General features: G+C 62.3%; 16 protein-coding genes and 1 pseudogene. 7 read left to right on the plus strand and 10 right to left on the minus strand.

Going from position 1 to position 15,960, the window contains the following annotated elements:
• From ACWUKX_RS28585 to ACWUKX_RS28610, 6 genes and pseudogenes are all read left to right on the plus strand, one after another.
• Positions 1-106: pseudogene (locus ACWUKX_RS28585) on the plus strand (diacylglycerol kinase); the annotation flags it as partial.
• Positions 107-201: 95 nt separating this feature from the next.
• Entirely contained in the window at positions 202-1,143 is a 942-nt protein-coding gene (locus ACWUKX_RS28590; protein ID WP_456010024.1) for a hypothetical protein, read from the plus strand.
• 306 nt (positions 1,144-1,449) lie between these two features.
• Entirely contained in the window at positions 1,450-2,310 is an 861-nt protein-coding gene (locus ACWUKX_RS28595) for an FAD binding domain-containing protein (protein WP_456010026.1), read from the plus strand.
• Positions 2,310-2,786: a (2Fe-2S)-binding protein gene (locus tag ACWUKX_RS28600; RefSeq protein ID WP_095521021.1), complete on the plus strand. Its 477-nt coding sequence runs from the start codon at positions 2,310-2,312 to the stop codon at positions 2,784-2,786. The genes ACWUKX_RS28595 and ACWUKX_RS28600 overlap by 1 nt, the downstream gene beginning before the upstream one ends.
• Positions 2,787-2,788: 2 nt before the next feature.
• On the plus strand, positions 2,789-5,053 hold the full coding sequence (locus ACWUKX_RS28605) for a xanthine dehydrogenase family protein molybdopterin-binding subunit (protein WP_456010027.1): 2,265 nt from the start codon (positions 2,789-2,791) through the stop codon (positions 5,051-5,053).
• A gap of 17 nt (positions 5,054-5,070) precedes the next feature.
• The gene (locus ACWUKX_RS28610) at positions 5,071-5,316 is read left to right on the plus strand and encodes a MoaD/ThiS family protein (protein ID WP_456010028.1); all 246 of its coding nucleotides are present in this window, start codon (positions 5,071-5,073) and stop codon (positions 5,314-5,316) included.
• 161 nt (positions 5,317-5,477) lie between these two features.
• On the opposite strand, the gene ACWUKX_RS28615 is transcribed toward ACWUKX_RS28610, so the two are convergent.
• The 7 genes from ACWUKX_RS28615 to ACWUKX_RS28645 form a co-directional block, all read right to left on the minus strand.
• Positions 5,478-6,440 carry a sugar phosphate isomerase/epimerase family protein gene (locus tag ACWUKX_RS28615; RefSeq protein WP_456010029.1) on the minus strand — a complete coding sequence of 321 codons (963 nt, stop codon included), beginning with the start codon at positions 6,438-6,440 and terminating at the stop codon, positions 5,478-5,480.
• Between the two features lie 2 nt (positions 6,441-6,442).
• On the minus strand, positions 6,443-6,778 hold the full coding sequence (locus ACWUKX_RS28620) for a hypothetical protein (RefSeq protein WP_456010030.1): 336 nt from the start codon (positions 6,776-6,778) through the stop codon (positions 6,443-6,445).
• The gene (locus ACWUKX_RS28625; RefSeq protein ID WP_456010031.1) at positions 6,775-7,797 is read right to left on the minus strand and encodes a Gfo/Idh/MocA family oxidoreductase; all 1,023 of its coding nucleotides are present in this window, start codon (positions 7,795-7,797) and stop codon (positions 6,775-6,777) included. The genes ACWUKX_RS28620 and ACWUKX_RS28625 overlap by 4 nt, the downstream gene beginning before the upstream one ends.
• A 10-nt stretch (positions 7,798-7,807) precedes the next feature.
• On the minus strand, positions 7,808-8,725 hold the full coding sequence (locus tag ACWUKX_RS28630; protein ID WP_456010033.1) for an ABC transporter permease: 918 nt from the start codon (positions 8,723-8,725) through the stop codon (positions 7,808-7,810).
• A gap of 53 nt (positions 8,726-8,778) precedes the next feature.
• Positions 8,779-9,558, minus strand: coding sequence for an ATP-binding cassette domain-containing protein (locus ACWUKX_RS28635; protein ID WP_456010035.1), 780 nt, complete (start codon positions 9,556-9,558; stop codon positions 8,779-8,781).
• Positions 9,559-9,575: 17 nt separating this feature from the next.
• Entirely contained in the window at positions 9,576-10,538 is a 963-nt protein-coding gene (locus ACWUKX_RS28640; protein ID WP_456010036.1) for an ABC transporter permease, read from the minus strand.
• Positions 10,539-10,633: 95 nt separating this feature from the next.
• Positions 10,634-11,662, minus strand: a complete 1,029-nt coding sequence (locus ACWUKX_RS28645; protein WP_456010037.1) for a sugar ABC transporter substrate-binding protein — start codon at positions 11,660-11,662, stop codon at positions 10,634-10,636.
• Between the two features lie 279 nt (positions 11,663-11,941).
• On the opposite strand from ACWUKX_RS28645, the gene ACWUKX_RS28650 reads away from it, so the two are divergent.
• A complete protein-coding gene (locus ACWUKX_RS28650) occupies positions 11,942-12,898 on the plus strand; it encodes a LacI family DNA-binding transcriptional regulator (protein WP_456010038.1) in 957 nt (318 codons plus the stop codon).
• A 288-nt stretch (positions 12,899-13,186) separates the two neighbouring features.
• Here ACWUKX_RS28650 and ACWUKX_RS28655 read toward each other — a convergent pair whose 3' ends face one another.
• The 3 genes from ACWUKX_RS28655 to ACWUKX_RS28665 all read right to left on the minus strand — a co-directional run bounded on the left by ACWUKX_RS28655 (position 13,187) and on the right by ACWUKX_RS28665 (position 15,907).
• Positions 13,187-14,239, minus strand: coding sequence for an aminopeptidase (locus tag ACWUKX_RS28655; RefSeq protein ID WP_456010039.1), 1,053 nt, complete (start codon positions 14,237-14,239; stop codon positions 13,187-13,189).
• Between the two features lie 147 nt (positions 14,240-14,386).
• Entirely contained in the window at positions 14,387-14,818 is a 432-nt protein-coding gene (locus ACWUKX_RS28660; RefSeq protein WP_456010040.1) for a DOPA 4,5-dioxygenase family protein, read from the minus strand.
• A 114-nt stretch (positions 14,819-14,932) separates the two neighbouring features.
• Positions 14,933-15,907, minus strand: a complete 975-nt coding sequence (locus ACWUKX_RS28665; RefSeq protein WP_456010041.1) for a nucleoside hydrolase — start codon at positions 15,905-15,907, stop codon at positions 14,933-14,935.
• Between the last annotated feature and the right edge of the window lie 53 nt (positions 15,908-15,960).

Consider the following 15,960-nt stretch of genomic DNA (forward strand, 5'->3'; position numbering starts at 1 on the left):
TTGGGATGTCACCCGGCTGCCCTATGACGGGCCGGCAGACCGCTGGTTCGATGCAAGATGGCTTACGGGAGGTGGCAACGTTGCCAGAAATCACCGCGACCAATGAAGGCTCGGATGTTGACGCCCGCAACGAACATGTAGGTGTTGAAGCCGAATGGTATTAATCTGCGCGGTCTCGGGCTTCAGCGAGCTGGCAAACGCATGGATTTCAGCACCTTCTCAGGGCAAGGCTATTTCCTCATCGGCGGCCTCATCCTGGTCGGTGCCGGCCTTCTGATTCTTTCGCTGATCGTCAATGCTCGTGTGGCACACAATGTCCGCCACGACATACGCCATCGTGAAAAGCTGCTGGAATATTATCGCAACATCTTTTCCCAGCTCGGCGTGATCCTGATCGGTATTGGCGTTTCTCTGTTCATGTTCTTTTTCCAGCAGAATTATCAGGACCAGCGCAAACGCGAAACGGAGCTCCAGCTGGTTCTCGCCAAACTGGCCGCGCGCATTGCTCGCGGCGCCGCCGTCGTCGAATACCTTGGCGAATTCGATGCGCTGCTGGATGATGGCGGGCCTTATATCAGCCCCGAACTCGGTGGAACGAATGCCGCGATCAGCGCCCACGGGGCGGAACTCGGCAAGCAGGTCGCCGAGATCCTTTTGGTAGAGCGCGACGTTGAGGTTCAAGCGTTCGAGATCCTGAACCTATCGCGCGATTTCGAAGCATCGTTCGTCGTCAACGAACTCGACCCCGCGCTGTGGTTCAACATCGTCCAGGATGAGAGCGAGATCAAATATGCCACCACTCAGCTTGCCCTCGACTACAAGGACCTGCAGGATGCGATCGGCGGAGACTCGATCGCGGTTGCGATCGCAAATCCTGAAAAGGAGGCAAAGATCAAGCAGGAGGTGCTCGACATCTTTTATGATGCCGACCTCTTGCGCCAGCGCAGCAGGAGACTTCTCGGCCGTGCGTGCTGGCTTTTCAGCAAGGGTCGCAGCTTCGTCAACCTTGGACCGGTCAACGAGATCGAGGCCGATGCCAGGTCGCACCAGGAATGGATCGATCGGTCGAAACGCTTCCTGACGCAGTCGAAGTCTGGAAGCGGCGATTGTTTCAAATTGCTCCAGTTCAGCCCGGCGCCCTGAGTCGAGAACGCGCCGGCAAAAGGCCCGCCGCCCTTCGGCTCTAGGATTCAGACTCCGTCAACTGGCTACCGCCGATAGTCGATATGTGTGGAATGTTGCCATTCGTCTCGCCGATCGGGAACGAGAAAGTGGTTGATCCGGACGGAACTGCAAGAGTATCCCGACACGGGCGCTCGCCAGTTCGGGTAGATTTGGGACTCGGTTTTGCGGCGCCTGGCCTAATCGCTGCTGATGCAGAACCGGATGACCATTCCGATCCAAGGCTCTATAACAGACCGACAGAATTGCGATGATCAAGGGGAGACGATGCGCTACATACGTCCGCTTTCAATGGAAGACGCCGTTGGCCAGTTGGCCGGCTCGTCTGGCACGGCCGCCATTCTCGCCGGAGGCAGCGACCTCCTGGTGAGGATGAAAGGCGGCTTTATCGAGCCCGACCTGATCCTCGACATCAAGGCAATCGATGGGCTCAGCGAAATCAGGGAAACGGCGGAGGGCTTCAGCATCGGTGCGGCGGTCTCCTGCGCCTTGATGGGGGAGAGCGCGGCCTTGAAAGGGGAATGGCCGGGCGTCGTCGAAGCGGCCAAACTGATCGGCTCGAAACAGGTGCAGGGACGCTGCACCATCGTCGGCAATCTTTGCAACGCCTCGCCGGCAGCCGACAGCGTGCCGGCGCTGGTAGCCGCCGGCGCCATGGCATTGATAGCCGGGCCAGCAGGCAGGCGCACCGTCGCGGTAGAGGCAGTGCCGACCGGGCCGGGCAAGACGTCGCTCGCCAAGAGCGAGATCATCGAGGCGATCCTGCTCGACAGGCGCGCGCCGCGCTCCGGCGATGCCTATCTGCGTTTCATTCCACGCACGGAGATGGACATCGCCGTGGTCAGCGCCGGGGTGAATCTGACGCTCGATGAACAAGGTGTCGTCAAATCGGCCCGCGTGGCACTGGGCGCCGTGGCGCCGACGGTGCTGCTGGTGGAAGAGGCCACCGAGGCCCTCATAGGCAGGAAGCTGGACGAAGCCGCGCTGGAGCGGCTCGCCAAGGTCTGCTCCGGGGCCTGCCGTCCCATCGACGACAAGCGGGGCACCGTCGAGTTCAGAAGAAAAGTTGCGGGCGTGCTGGCCAGGCGGGCCGCCACGACCGCCTATACACGTGCAGGAGGCAAATGATGGCTGGTGTAGCAGTCTCAACCACAATCAACGGCGACAATGTCGAGTACCTTTGCCAACCGGACGAGACGCTGCTCGACGTGCTGCGCGACCGCCTCGGGCTGACGGGCGCCAAGGAAGGCTGCGGCACCGGCGACTGCGGCGCCTGCAGCATCATCCTCGACGACCGGCTGGTGTGCTCGTGCCTGGTGCTTGGCGCGGAGGCTGAAGGCCGGCGTGTCGAGACCATCGAGGGCATGGCGCATGGCGACAGGCTGCATCCGCTGCAGCAGAAGTTCCTCGAGCACGCAGCGCTGCAATGCGGCATCTGCACGCCGGGCTTCCTGATCGCGGCGAAGGACCTTTTGGCCAAGAACCCCGACCCGACCGAGGAGGAAATCCGCTTCGGCCTCGCCGGGAACCTCTGCCGCTGTACCGGCTATGACAAGATCGTGCGCGCCGTCCAGGACGCCGCCAGCGTGATGAAGGGAGCGTGACGATGAATTTCGATCCGCGTTACTCCAATCGCAGTTTCACCTCCGTCGGCACGCGTCCCATCCGCCCCGACGGCGTCGACAAGGTGACGGGCCGCGCCCGCTACGGCGCGGACTTCAACATGGCCGGCCAATTGGTCGGGCGTGTTCTGAGAAGCCCGCACCCCCACGCCACGATCAGGAAGATCGACACATCGAAGGCGGAGAAGCTCGCCGGCGTGAAGGCGGTGATCACCGCGGCCGACCTGCCCGACCTCACCGACGGCGATGCTGCCATGTACGACATCCTCGACAATTGCATGGCCCGCAAGAAGGCGCTCTATGACGGCCATGCCGTGGCCGCGGTCGCCGCTGTCGACGCCCGCACGGCGAGGCAGGCGCTGAAGCTGATCGAGGTCGACTATGAGGTGCTGCCGCATGTGACCGATGTCGACGAGGCGATGAAGCACACGGCACCCCTACTTAACGATGCCATCTTCACCGAGGGCCTCGAGGAAAAGCCCGTCAAGCCTTCCAACGTCACCAAGCGCACGCAGTTTGGCCATGGCGACATCCATGAAGGTTTCGGCCAGGCCGACTTCGTCGTCGAACGCTCCTTCAAGACCGAGCAGACGCATCAGGGCTATATTGAGCCGCATGCCTGCGTGGCGAGCGTCAGCTCCGACGGCACCGCCGACCTTTGGGTCTGCACGCAAGGCCATTTCGTCTACCGCCAACACTGCGCCCAACTGCTTGGCATGGAAGCTTCCAAGCTGCGCGTCACCTCGTCGGAGATCGGCGGCGGTTTCGGCGGCAAGACCCATGTCTGGGCCGAGCCGGTGGCGCTGGCGCTGTCGCGCAAGGCCGGACGGCCGGTCAAGCTGGTGATGACGCGTGACGAGGTGTTCCGCGCCTCGGGGCCGACCAGTGCCACCTCGATCGACGTCAAGATCGGCGCTCGCAAGGACGGCACGATCACCGCGGCCGAGGCGACGCTGCGCTATTCCTGCGGCCCCTATGCCGGCATGTGGGCCGAGATCGGCGCCATGACGGCGTTCGCCTGCTACAGGCTCGAGAACGTCAGGACGGTTGGCTACGAAGTGCTGGTCAACCGGCCGAAGACCGCCGCCTATCGGGCGCCGTCGGCGCCGATGGCGGCGTTTGCGGTGGAAAGTGCGATCGACGAACTGGCCAAGGAGATCGGCATGGACCCGGTCGAATTCCGGATCAGAAACGCCGCACAGGAAGGCACCAGATCTTCCTACGGCCCGGTATATGGCCCGATCGGCATCGGCCCGACGCTCGAGGCGGCGAAGAACCATCCGCACATGAAGGCTCCGCTGGGCAAGAACCAGGGCCGTGGCATGGCTTGCGGCTTCTGGTTCAACTTCGGCGGCCAGACCTGCACCGACCTGAACATCGGCATGGACGGCTCGGTCTCGCTTGCCGTCGGCACGGTCGATGTGGGTGGTTCCCGCGCGTCGCTGTCGCTGGTGGCGGCGGAGGAACTCGGCATCGCCTATGAGCAGGTCAAGGCTGTGGTGGCTGACACATCCAGCCTCGGCTACAACGACATGACGGACGGTAGCCGCGGCACCTTCTCCTCCTCGATGGCGACGATCTCGGCCGCCCGCAACACCATCAAGATCCTGCGGGAACGCGCCGCGCAGATGTGGGACATTCCCGTCGACGACGTGGTCTGGGAAAAGGGCCACGCCATCGCCAAAGGCGAGAAGTACGGCAACCTTGCGGCGCTGTCGCTGAAGGAGATCGCGGCGGCGTCAGGAAAAACGGGCGGGCCGATCGCCGGCCACAGCGAGCTCGTCGCCGACGGCGCCGGCGTCTCCTTCGCCACCCATATCTGCGATATCGAGGTCGATCCGGAGACCGGCGCCACGAGGGTCCTGCGCTACACAGTCGTGCAAGATGCCGGCAAGGCGGTGCACCCGACCTATGTCGAGGGGCAGTACCAGGGGGGTGCTGCGCAAGGCATCGGCTGGGCGCTCAACGAAGAGTACATCTACGGCAAGGACGGGCGGCTGCAGAACCCCGGCTTCCTCGACTACCGGATCCCGGTCTGCTCGGACCTGCCGATGATCGACACGCAGATCCTCGAGATCCCCAATCCCAACCATCCTTACGGAGTGCGCGGCGTCGGCGAGACCTCGATCGTGCCGCCGCTGGCGGCGATCGCCAATGCGGTGTCGAACGCCGCGGGCGTGCGCATGACGCACATCCCGATGTCGCCGCCGCGCATCCTGGCGGCGATCGAGGCCGAACGGGAAGGCTAGAGCAGGGTTGTCGTCTAATGGTCGAAGTCACGCTCTGGGGCGCGCTTGGCCAACTCGCCGGTGGCCAGAGTAAGGTCGAGGTCGAGGCCAAGGACATAAGGGAGCTGTTCCGCAAGCTGGCGGAACAGTATCCCGGCATCGAACCCTGGATCGACGGCGGGATAGCGGTCGCGATCGACGGGACGATTTATCGCGATACGTGGTCGAAGGAGCTGCCCGAGGGGGCGGAGATTTTCCTGCTGCCGCGGTTGGCTGGGGGGTGATGGCGCTACGCAGATGGGAATGGCGGTTTCGCGCCTCATCTCGGCCGTTGCGGTCAACTTTGTGTTGCCTGAAAGCGGCCATTGCCGTCGGCGGGCTGGACGTCGCCGCTGTGCCAAAAAGCAGACACTCACGACGGACATGAACCAACAATCAGCAGAAGCTAGATGGCCTGCGGCGCGTAGTCGCTCACCTCTATCGGCATCACAGTCCTTAATAGCTCAACCGATTTCTTTACCCCTTCAAGCCGTGACAACATGACATCCTCGTGTTCGATCGAGAGCCAGCCGTCATAGCCGGCCATGCGCAGCCGATAGCAGAAGGACCGCCACCATTCCTCGCCATGGCCGAAGCCCAAGGTGATGTAGCTCCACGAGCGGGCCGGAATGTCCATCAGGGAACTGTTCTCCAGCAGGCTGGTCGTCGCCTGTTTCGAAGTGTTGAGGAACGTGTCCTTGGCATGAACGTGAACGATCGCATCTCCCAGCGCCTCGACTGCCGCGACCGGATCGGCGCCCATCCAGAACAGATGGCTCGGATCGAGATTTGCCCCCACGACCGGGCCGATCTCGGCGCGCAGGCGAAGCAGCGACGGCACGTTGTAGACCAGCTGGTTGCCGTGCAGTTCGATAGCGAGTTGATCGACGCCACTCGCCCTCGCCAGTTTGGCAAGCCCATGCCAGTACGGCAGGAGCACGTCTTCCCACTGCCATTTCAGGATCGACTGCGTCTCTGGCGGCCACGACGAGACGATCCAGTTCGGCGTCTTCTCGCCCGGTGCGCCGCCTGGCAGTCCAGACATGAGGCAAACCTTCTTCACGCCAATCTCGCCGGCAATGCGGATCGTCTCCTCGAGGCAGGCGGATTGGGTGCCGCCCGAAACAGGATGCAGCTGGTTCCCGTTAGCGTTGAGCGCGATGATCTCCAATCCACGGCCGGCGAAGGCCCTCAAGAAAGCCGTTCGGGCGTGAGGACTGGCCTTCATCCGTTCGAGATCGAAATGCGGCGCCGAGGACCAATTACCTGTGTTGACTTCAACCCCGTCCAGGCCGAGTTCGGAAGCAACGTCGAGTACTTCCTCGAAGCTCAACTGTGCGAGGGAGTCGGACACAAATCCCAATTTCATTGCTAGTCCCTCGTTTGCCTGGCTTTCAGAACTTCCCGCTGGAAAAAACTGCGAAGTTCCGCGTAGTTGTGAAAGCCGAGCGCTGCCGCGAAGCGCGTCACCGAACCCGGCGAAACGTCAAGAAGGCCAGCCACTCGGCGGCCGTTGCTCATTGCTATCTCGGCTGGGTGCTCCAGCGCGAAACGGGCTATGCGCGTGGTCACATTCGACAGAGTGGTGGGGTTGCTCAGCACCCACCGCTTCAGCGCCGCCATGTCCTCGGGCGGATCGCACGCGGCCGACGCGTTTCCGGGCTCGGGGGCACGTTGCGATTCGGGTGTTGCGGCGAGGTTCTTCATCGCAACACCTGCCGTTGGTACAGGGCGGGCTTGGTTTGCGGAACGGTATCCACACGACCTCCCGTCGCGAGCGCCTCGACGCCGGCTTCCGCGACCAGCGCGGCGCAGTAGCCATCCCAGGCGTCGGCTGCCACGGCGGGGAACACTCCTGACCGGACGAATTCCAGAAACGCCTTGTTCTGGAGCCTATAGGCCTCGGCAAAGCGCGGCCGCCAGTCCGCTGCGTAACGCTCGATGGACTGCATGGACAGGTTGTAGCGGGCATGAATGGGTCCGTTGAGGAAGACGGACCCCTTCTCGCCAACCAGTTCGCCGCGAACATCGTAGCCATAGGCGGCGTTGTTATTGACCTCGATGTTGACGAGTTGGCCAGCCGTCGTCTCCAGCACCATGAAGACCGGCGCCCCCGTTCGCGACGCATCCGCGATGGAGGGCTGGAAGACGGAGATCGCGCGATAGTCGGCGCCGAGTACGAAACGCGCGACGTCGAATTCGTGCGGAGCCGAATTTGTGATCGCCATCTGTCCGGTGAAGTTCGCCGGCGCTTCGACGTTGCGATGGAAGTTGTGCATCATGATCGCCCGTCCCAGCGCACCTCCGTCGAGCGCGGCCTTCATCTCGGCATAGGAGGGGTCGAAGCGGCGCATGAAGCCCAGCTGCACGAACCGTCGCCCGCGGCCGGTCTCGGCCTCGATTACAGTGAGACACTCCCTGGCGCTTTGCGACAGCGGTTTCTCGCACAGCGCGGGCTTGCCGGCTTCGATCGATGCGAGCGACAGCGGTGCATGGGTTTCGTCCGGGCTTGCGATCAGAACGGCGTCGACATCGCTCCGCCTGATGGTATCGAGGGAATCGGTTGCGACATCGACCGCACCGCAGTCGTCAGCGACCTTCCGTGCGCGTCCCAGCGATGCGTCGCAGATCACCTGCAGCTTCGCGCCCGGCAGGCTCTCGGCGACAGTCCGGGCATGGTCGGCGCCCATTAAACCTGCGCCGATGATCGCCAGCCTGATCGACATCTGCAATCCTCTATTTCTTGAGCGCCCACTGCCGGAGCGATTGATCTCCGTAGGCGGCAAGCACGACGATGATCCCCAGGAAGAGCAGGAACCACTGCGGCGCCACGCCCATCACCACGAGGTAGGACTGAATCGACGAGAGAACGAAGGCTCCAAGCAGCGCTCCGATCAGCGAAACCCGCCCCCCGGCCAGTAGGCACCCACCCAGAACGGAGGATGCAATCGCCTGCAGTTCCATGAGCCTTCCCATCGAGCCATCGGCGAAGCCGAGCTTGCCCGCTTCTAGGGTGCCGGCGAAGGCAGCCAGAGCGCCGCAGATGACAAAGGCAGAAAGCTTGATCCGACTGACACGGATCCCCCGCGAATGTGCGCTGGCCGCCGACCCGCCGACCGCAAGCAGCCTGTTTCCGAAAGGCGTGGCGGTGAGCACCACGGTCAAGACCACCAAAATCAGGATCAGCCAGTAGAGAGCAGTGTTGAAACCGAGGAATTCGCCGCCGCCGAGAATTTCAAAACTCCAACCGTTGCGAGCCGCATAGGGAATGGAGAAGGAGAATCCCTCGGTCAGCGCGATGGCTATGCCGCGAAAAATCATCAGCGTGCCCAGCGTGATGATGAGCGACGGCGTGCCGGTTCTGGTGACGAGCAGCCCGTTGAGCGAACCTATGGCCGCGCCCACGCCGACGGCCGCAAGGGCGGCGGCGGCAGGATCAACCCGAGCAGCGAGCCAGAGATAGACCAGCGCGCCTATACCGAAGGTGGAGCCGACCGAAATGTCGATCTCGCCCGTGCCGATGACCAGTGCGACGCCCAGCGTCATCAGGCCGAGCGTCGCGGTTACCTGGAGGATGGTGGCGAAGTTGTAGGCGTTCGCCCACCGCCCGTCGGAAGTAGCTGAAAAGAATGCGACCAGTGCGACGGCGATCAACAGGATGCCGATCTCTGCGTGCCGCCTCACCAGCGGTTTTATCGCGGCAAGCCTCATGAGAGTGCTTCCCGCTTCTCGACGACGCGGCCGCCTTGACGGATTACCTCCTCAAGCTGTTCGGCGCTCATCTTGCTAGTCGAGGCATCCTGGATCTTTTCGCCGTTCTCCATGATGACGATGCGGTCGGCGAGCTTGTGCACCTGGAAAATATCGTGGGTGATATAGACCACGAGCAAGCCCTGATTCTTGAGCTGCACGGCCAGTTCGTTGACGTGCTCACGCTCGCGCACCGAAAGATGGTTGGTCGGCTCGTCCATGATCACGACCCGGTTCCTGAACTCGACCGCGCGGCCGATCTTAACCGACTGGCGTTCGCCGCCCGACAAGCGTTCAACCTCGTCGTCGGCCGAGACGTTGTCGCGGAGCCCGAACTGACGGATCACGCGCGTCGATTTGCGCCGCATCGTCTCAAAATCGAGGAACGGAATGCCGAGGATGCGCCGGACCGGCTCGCGACCAAGATAGAAATTGCGCGCTATCGACAGGTTGTCGCACAGACCCACCGACTGCTGGATCGTCTCGATGCCTTGATCGATTGCGAGCTTGGGATGGAACTTTTCGACGCGCTGTCCGTCGAAATAGACCTCGCCCGATGTCGGGGTATGCATGCCGCACAGTACACGGATCAGGGTTGTCTTTCCCGCGCCGTTGTCGCCGACCAGTCCGACGAGTTCGCCTGCATGGAAATCGACCGATACGTTCTTGAGCGCATGGAAAGCGCCGAAGTAGAGATCGAGATTCTTGACCTGGATGAGGGGGTGACCGTTTGTCATGTGAGCTTGCTCCCGCGTCAAACGCTGTGCCCGAGGCGGCGGGCCAGGATCTGGTTGAAGATGACCGCTACGATGAGCACGACGCCGACGAAGGTGATGTACCAGGAGGACGGCGCCCCGAGCGCTATAAGTTCGTAGCGGAAGCTCACGACGATGAAGGCGCCGAGCACGGCACCCACGAGAGAACCACGTCCGCCGGCGAGCAGACAGCCGCCAATCACCGCAGCGGAAATGGCTTCCAGCTCCATCAGCTCGCCCAATGTGACGTGCGTCTGCGGTCGGTCGCACAAGGTCAGGACGCCGGCAAATCCCGCGAGCAACGCGCAGAGAACGAAGGCCGCGACCTTCACCCGATTGCTGCGAACCCCACGAGATTCCGCGCTTTCCTTGCTGCCGCCCGTCGCCAGCAATTGGTTGCCGAAAGGCGTGGCCCAGAGCAGCAGATTGAGCGCGAGGCCGATGGCGAGCAGCCAGAAGATGGCCGCCTCGATGCCGAAAAGCTCGCCTCCCAGCAGCTGGGTCACCGGATGATTGCGGGCAGCCTCGGAGAAATTGTGCACCGAGCCGCCCGTCCAGACATAGATGATGCCGCGGGCGGTAAAGAGACCGCCGAGCGTGACTATCATCGAGGGCAACTGTCCTTTCACCACCGCGATCGCTTGGATAAGTCCCGCGAGAGCGGCGATGACAAGTGCCGCCAGCAGCGAACCGGGTACGCCAAGCGTCGGCTCCAGCGTAATGAAGGCGACTCCGGTCAGGCCGTAGACCGAGCCGACCGACAGATCGATCTCCTTGCACATGATCACCAGTGCTTGCCCCATCGCCACGAAGCCCAGGATCGCGGTGAACTGAACGACGTTGGCGAGGGTCTGCCTGGTCCACCAGCCCGAGAAGTCGATCATCGTGAACGCGGCAAGCATGACCACGACGCCGATGATCGCGCCGAGGCCCTGGGTGTGAGTAAGCTGTTTGATAGTCATTGCAGAGCGCCAGGATAGAGGCTCAAGCCTCGCTAAGGAGAGCGGGACAGCGGAGCTCCCTCGTTGCTCGACCGTCCCACCTCGGGAGGAACGCCTTACCAGGTGTTCTGCTCGTCGTAGGCCTTGTCGCCGAACACGCCACGGACCAGCGTGGCCCAGTTGTCGGCGTTGTCCTTGTTGATGATGACCGGCCCGGTCAGGATGTCCGACTGCGGCGCATAGCCGAACTCCTTGTTCCAATAGAGCCATTCCATCGGCGCGTAGCCCTGCAGCCAGAAGCCCTGGCTGTTGGTCGCGAGAAGATGGCCGGCGCGAACCCCCTCGATAGAAACCGGCCCTTCGTCGACGGTCAGCACCGTCACGCCCTTGTCGTCGACGTCGGGGTCGAGACCCATGTCCTTGGCGACGCCCCAAGCCCAGGGCGAGGACCAGCCGGCAACGGTGAAGATATAGTTCGTGTCGGTATTGGCCTGCAGGAACGACTGCAACGTGTTGCGGGCAGTCGCGGGCTCTGCGCCGATGAAGAGATCATCGACCTTGGCGCCCGCCTTTTCCATCGCGTCCTTCATCCCGGCACACCGGGCCTTGAGACCCTGGTGGGCGGAGTCGTGGCTGGCGCAAACGACACGCGTCGGCTTCGGGATTTCACCAGCTTCGACCTTGGCGAGCGCGTATTCGCCGAGCTTCTTGCCCGTCAGATATTCGTCGCCACCGACATAAGTCAGGTAGGGAATGCGCTCGCCGTCGGGACGCGCATCCGGAATGTTGAAGGCAACCACCGGAATACCGGCGTCGATCGCCTTGCGTAGCGGACCCTCGAAAGCATCGGAACTCACGATCGGAACGGCGATGCCGTCAGGACCGGTCGAGACTGCCTGCTCGAGAAGACGGACATGCTCCTGGACCGAGTAGTTGTTGGTCGAGATGTACTCGGTCTTGACGTTAGGATACTTCTTCTCGAACTCCTCCATCGACTTCGTCAGCCAGCCCATGTTCGGATCGTTGGATCCGATATGGGAGACCATCACGAAGCGGTATTGCTTCTCGTCCTGGGCGACCGCCACGCTGCTGAGCGCCGTGGCAGCCAAAAGGGTGGTGACAAGCACCTTACACGTAAGCTTCATTGGATTCTCCTCCGCAAGCTCCTCCATGAGCAACGCTATTATTTGGATTGAAATCGCATCACTCAAGGACATCAATGGTACATTTGTGATGTGATAAACCTCATTTATCGTGAAGCAATGTGGAAGAACGCAGACGCCTTTTGTGATAAGGGTTTACAGGCCCGGCGGCGGTAGCGGATGATGTTATAGACATCACGATCGGAGGCAGAAATGACGACTCTAAGGACGTCGGGAACCTGGAAGGGGCCAACCGTCCGCGAGATCGCGGAGCTTGCAAACGTGGGGCCGGCGACCGTCGATCGTGTCCTCAACAACCGCCACGGCGTCCGCGAGAAGACGCGGCAGCGCGTGCTTGGCGCACTCGACAAGCTGTCGCAGGAACGGTCTGAGATCGAGTCGCCGCTGTCGGTGCGCCTGTTTTGCGAGTCCGGCGAAACCTTCAATGCCGCGATGGCCGCGGCGGCCGCCGAGGTGAACCGGTCGGTTCCCGGCGCCTCGGTCGAGGCGCACTACGTGACGACGAGTCAGCTCGAGCCGATTGCATTCGGCCGCCGGATCGAACACGAGGGAAGCGAAGCCGATGGCGTCGTCGTCGTGGCCCGCGAGCATCCGGCGATCAATCGGGCAATCCGCAAACTGCGCGCGGTGGGGATGCCTGTCGTCTGTCTCACGACGGATCTGCCGAGCTCTCGCCGGAGCACTTATGTCGGCAACGATCAGTATGCGGCCGGGAGCGTCGCGGCCCTTCTGATCGGGAATGCCTTGCCGAAGGAGCGAAACGACATCCTGATCGTGATGAGCGTGCCGTTTCGATGCCAGCAGGAGCGAGAGATGGGCTTCCGCAGGGTTCTGCGCTCCGATTTCCCTTACCTCAGAATCGAAGAGAGGGTGATCTCGGACGACAGGCCGGAAACCACATGCGAGCAGCTCATCCGCTTCTTCGAGACCAACGACCATCCTACGGCAATCTACAACGTCGCCGGGGCGAACCGCGGCGTGGCCAAGGCACTAGAGACCGTCGGAAAGGCCCGGGAAACTGTCTTTGTCGGGCACGAGCTGACGAATAACTCCCGCGCGCTGCTGGAGTCCGGTGTGATGGACTACGTCATCTCGCATGACTTCGCCGGTGAGCTAACGGCGGCCGTCAGGTGGATTCGCGACAACCTCAACGGAGTGACGGCCGAACCGCCTCACTCCCAGATTCTGGTGCACACGCGTTACAATTGCGGGCTCTGAGCGGTCAAAATCAAAGCTGGTCACTGCGCAGGTTCCTTATGGATAGGCCACGACGATGCGCACGCCAACCTGAATGTCGGCTGTTGAAGATCCGAAGCCTGAAGCTGTCAGTCCGCTTCCGGCCCCAAAGCAGACAGTTGTCCTTGACTAGTCGGGCCACTACCAGCCCTGGTCCACCCCGCCTGCCACTTATTCGTCCCTAAGCCCCAGCGTCGGCTACGTTCTCACCTGCGCCGCCGCGCCCGCTACCTCCACCGCGAACCTCACCAAGCATCGCCAACGCCTGCCTCACTCACAACTCTCCGCAGCCTGCAAAGCTTCAGAACGAGACGGCTTGTCCGCGATCCGCCGAACAGACGCGTAGAACCTTGGATAGTCGCCGGAGCACAGGTCGAACAACCGAAGAAATGCAGGAACCTGTTCGCCGTAGACAGACGTCGCGGCGAGCTTTGCGTTGTTGATCGGCTGATCGAACCAGGCGTCATAGCCCCGGTATCCGGCCCAGCGCCTGTCGCGGATGTGCCGGTAGCGCATCCGCAGTCTCTCGATCGTCGCTGCCTTGGCAGCCGCCATCTGCTCCGAGGTCCGGGGGCTTCCATAGACCTGGCCCAGCTCGTCGCGAGTTTTCGACACCAGCCTGAGAAAATCGGCCCTGCGCTTGCGATCGGCTTCGTAGCGGCGCAATCCGGCCCGATCGCCAATGGCGCGGAGCCATTTCCTTACGCCGGTGGTTTCGACGGCAACCGCGAAAGCCTCGTTGAATGCGGAATCGCCACTCACATAGAGGCGCTGATGCGCCAGTTCATGGAAGATGAGGCTGGCGAGATAGGTGTCGTTCTGAGCGAGCATGGTGCTGAGCAGCGGGTCGCTGGACCAGCCCAGCGTGGAATAGGCGGTGATGCCGGTGACATAGACGTCGAGCCCCTGCCTCTGAAGCTCGACAGCGCTTTCCTTCGCGGATTTCCGGGAGAAGTAACCCCGGTACGGTACGCAGCCGAAGACCGGAAAGCACCATGTGCGTGGCGCAAGCGAGAATTGCGGCGCGGCAAAAACGGCCCAGGTCACCGCGTCCCGGTGGATGTCGACATAGCTGCGGTAGCTGTTGTTATCGGGCAGTGACAGCTCATCTGTCGCAAACCGTCTTATGGTGCTCGCCGACGTCAGCTTGCTGCGCAGTGCCTTGGGCGTCGAAGGATCACGGATCAGCTTTCCAACATTTTTGCGCGCCGCCATGATCTGCACATGACCCTCCAGCGACTGCGCGTAGTAGGAGATGCTTGTGCAGCCGCTCACCCCGAACGCAATGATCACCGCAGCCAGTGTTCGAAGAACGCGCCTCACAGTTCGCCCACCGCCTGCTCATCCCCCATGGAGCAAATGTCTCGTCCCCGCTCTCAAACAGGCGCACAAATTTTCGTCAAGATCTGCAGTGGGCAGCGGGCGGACCTTCGACTTCGGCAGCATTGGCAAATGCGGCCATTCGCCCCCCTACGCCCCCAGCGTCGGCTCGGTATTCACCTCCAGCGCCTCCTCCGCCTCGTCGTCCTCGCCAAGGATATCGCCCTTTACACCCAGCGGCCGGCCGATCCAGATCGGGTCGACCAGATGGTCGCGTTTGGGGTTGGTCGTGTTGGGGTGAATAAGGATGCTCAGGCCGCCGTGGTTCAGCATCAGCCAGGGAACCAGCGAAGCGAAAATCTCGTTGGCGAAGGAGACCTGGTACATGGCCTGCTCATGCGGGCCGACTTTCTCGTCGCGCCAATTGCCGAGGCGCACGCGGAAACGTTCGCCGATGCGCAGGCGCAGCCATTCGGCATGCTGCCGCTCGGCCTGCCCGTCATAGTAGATATGGGCGTGATAGCTGGCGATCTCCGCGAGTTGCCTTGGGCTGGAGGATTTGGGACTGGCTTTTTCGTTCACCTTGCTGCTCCCCTTCGATGCCCCAATCAATTCGATGATTGTCGCGCCTAGCTCTCTTTGCCGCAATTGCGGACGGAAAACCGTTTCACACTTTTCCTGGAATTGCGAAGTGGCTCACGCCTTTTGCCTGGTGAGGCGCTCAAGCGCGTCGACGATCAGGTCGCAGAATTTCGGATGGTCGAGCTTCATCGCCACGGTGTGGCGGAACTCGGTCTGCTCGCTCGCCGTGCCGCCGAAATGATGCATGCCACCCATCTTCTCGAAATTGCACACCGTCATGCCCTTGGTCCACCGGCCGGCAATCTCGACGCGGATATCGGCCTTCTCGGTGGTGAAGACGCTCGGGTCGATCATGGCTGCGACGCAGCATGCGTCATGGACGGCGGGATACGCGATCTGCAGGAGGCCGCCATGCGTGGTCGCTATGAACTCCCAGATATCGAGGACGAACCTGGCGATCGGGCCGCCGATGGCGCGCACCCTGTCCTGCAGGTCCGGGGTGGCCTGCGCCTGGTGCGTGAGGTCGAGCCCCACCATGGTGACGTCCCAATCGGCACGGAACACCACATCGGCGGCCTCCGGGTCGGCATAGACGTTGAATTCCGCCGCCGGCGTGATGTTACCCCTGGTGTAGCTTCCCCCCATCGCGACGATTTTCTTCACCCTCTCTATGATGCGCGGTTCCTTGCGGGCGGCGAGTGCGATGTTGGTGTAGGGACCGACGGGTACCAACGTGACGGTCTTCGGCTCATGCGCCATGACCGTGTCGATGATGAAGTCGACGGCATGCCGCCTGTCGAGATCAAACGAGGCGGGCGGCAGCACGGGGCCGTCGAGCCCGGTATCGCCATGAATCTCGACGGCCAGCACCTGGTCGATGATGAGCGGGCCGGGAGAGCCCTTAGCGACCGGCACCTTGATGCCGTAAGCCGTGCATACGGCCAGCGCATTGCGCGTGGTGTTCTCGACATTGTGGTTGCCCGAAACCGTGGTGATGCCGAGAAGGTCGATGTTCGGGTTGCCGGCCGCCAGCAGGATGGCGATGGCATCGTCGTGCCCCGGATCGCAGTCCAGAATGATCTTTTCCATGGATAGCGCCTTTCTGTCCGGCCGGGTCTGTGGCGATTACAGACTGCGGCGGC

This window comes from Mesorhizobium sp. f-mel (assembly GCF_053850215.1).

What these genes read in the sequence shown, in the direction of transcription:
- ACWUKX_RS28590 (WP_456010024.1), top strand. Translation starts at nt 202, where the DNA reads ATGGATTTCAGCACCTTCTCAGGGCAAGGCTATTTCCTCATCGGCGGC.
- ACWUKX_RS28595 (WP_456010026.1), top strand. Translation starts at nt 1,450, where the DNA reads ATGCGCTACATACGTCCGCTTTCAATGGAAGACGCCGTTGGCCAGTTG.
- ACWUKX_RS28600 (WP_095521021.1), top strand. Translation starts at nt 2,310, where the DNA reads ATGGCTGGTGTAGCAGTCTCAACCACAATCAACGGCGACAATGTCGAG.
- ACWUKX_RS28605 (WP_456010027.1), top strand. Translation starts at nt 2,789, where the DNA reads ATGAATTTCGATCCGCGTTACTCCAATCGCAGTTTCACCTCCGTCGGC.
- ACWUKX_RS28610 (WP_456010028.1), top strand. Translation starts at nt 5,071, where the DNA reads ATGGTCGAAGTCACGCTCTGGGGCGCGCTTGGCCAACTCGCCGGTGGC.
- ACWUKX_RS28615 (WP_456010029.1), bottom strand. Translation starts at nt 6,440, where the DNA reads ATGAAATTGGGATTTGTGTCCGACTCCCTCGCACAGTTGAGCTTCGAG.
- ACWUKX_RS28620 (WP_456010030.1), bottom strand. Translation starts at nt 6,778, where the DNA reads ATGAAGAACCTCGCCGCAACACCCGAATCGCAACGTGCCCCCGAGCCC.
- ACWUKX_RS28625 (WP_456010031.1), bottom strand. Translation starts at nt 7,797, where the DNA reads ATGTCGATCAGGCTGGCGATCATCGGCGCAGGTTTAATGGGCGCCGAC.
- ACWUKX_RS28635 (WP_456010035.1), bottom strand. Translation starts at nt 9,558, where the DNA reads ATGACAAACGGTCACCCCCTCATCCAGGTCAAGAATCTCGATCTCTAC.
- ACWUKX_RS28640 (WP_456010036.1), bottom strand. Translation starts at nt 10,538, where the DNA reads ATGACTATCAAACAGCTTACTCACACCCAGGGCCTCGGCGCGATCATC.
- ACWUKX_RS28645 (WP_456010037.1), bottom strand. Translation starts at nt 11,662, where the DNA reads ATGAAGCTTACGTGTAAGGTGCTTGTCACCACCCTTTTGGCTGCCACG.
- ACWUKX_RS28665 (WP_456010041.1), bottom strand. Translation starts at nt 15,907, where the DNA reads ATGGAAAAGATCATTCTGGACTGCGATCCGGGGCACGACGATGCCATC.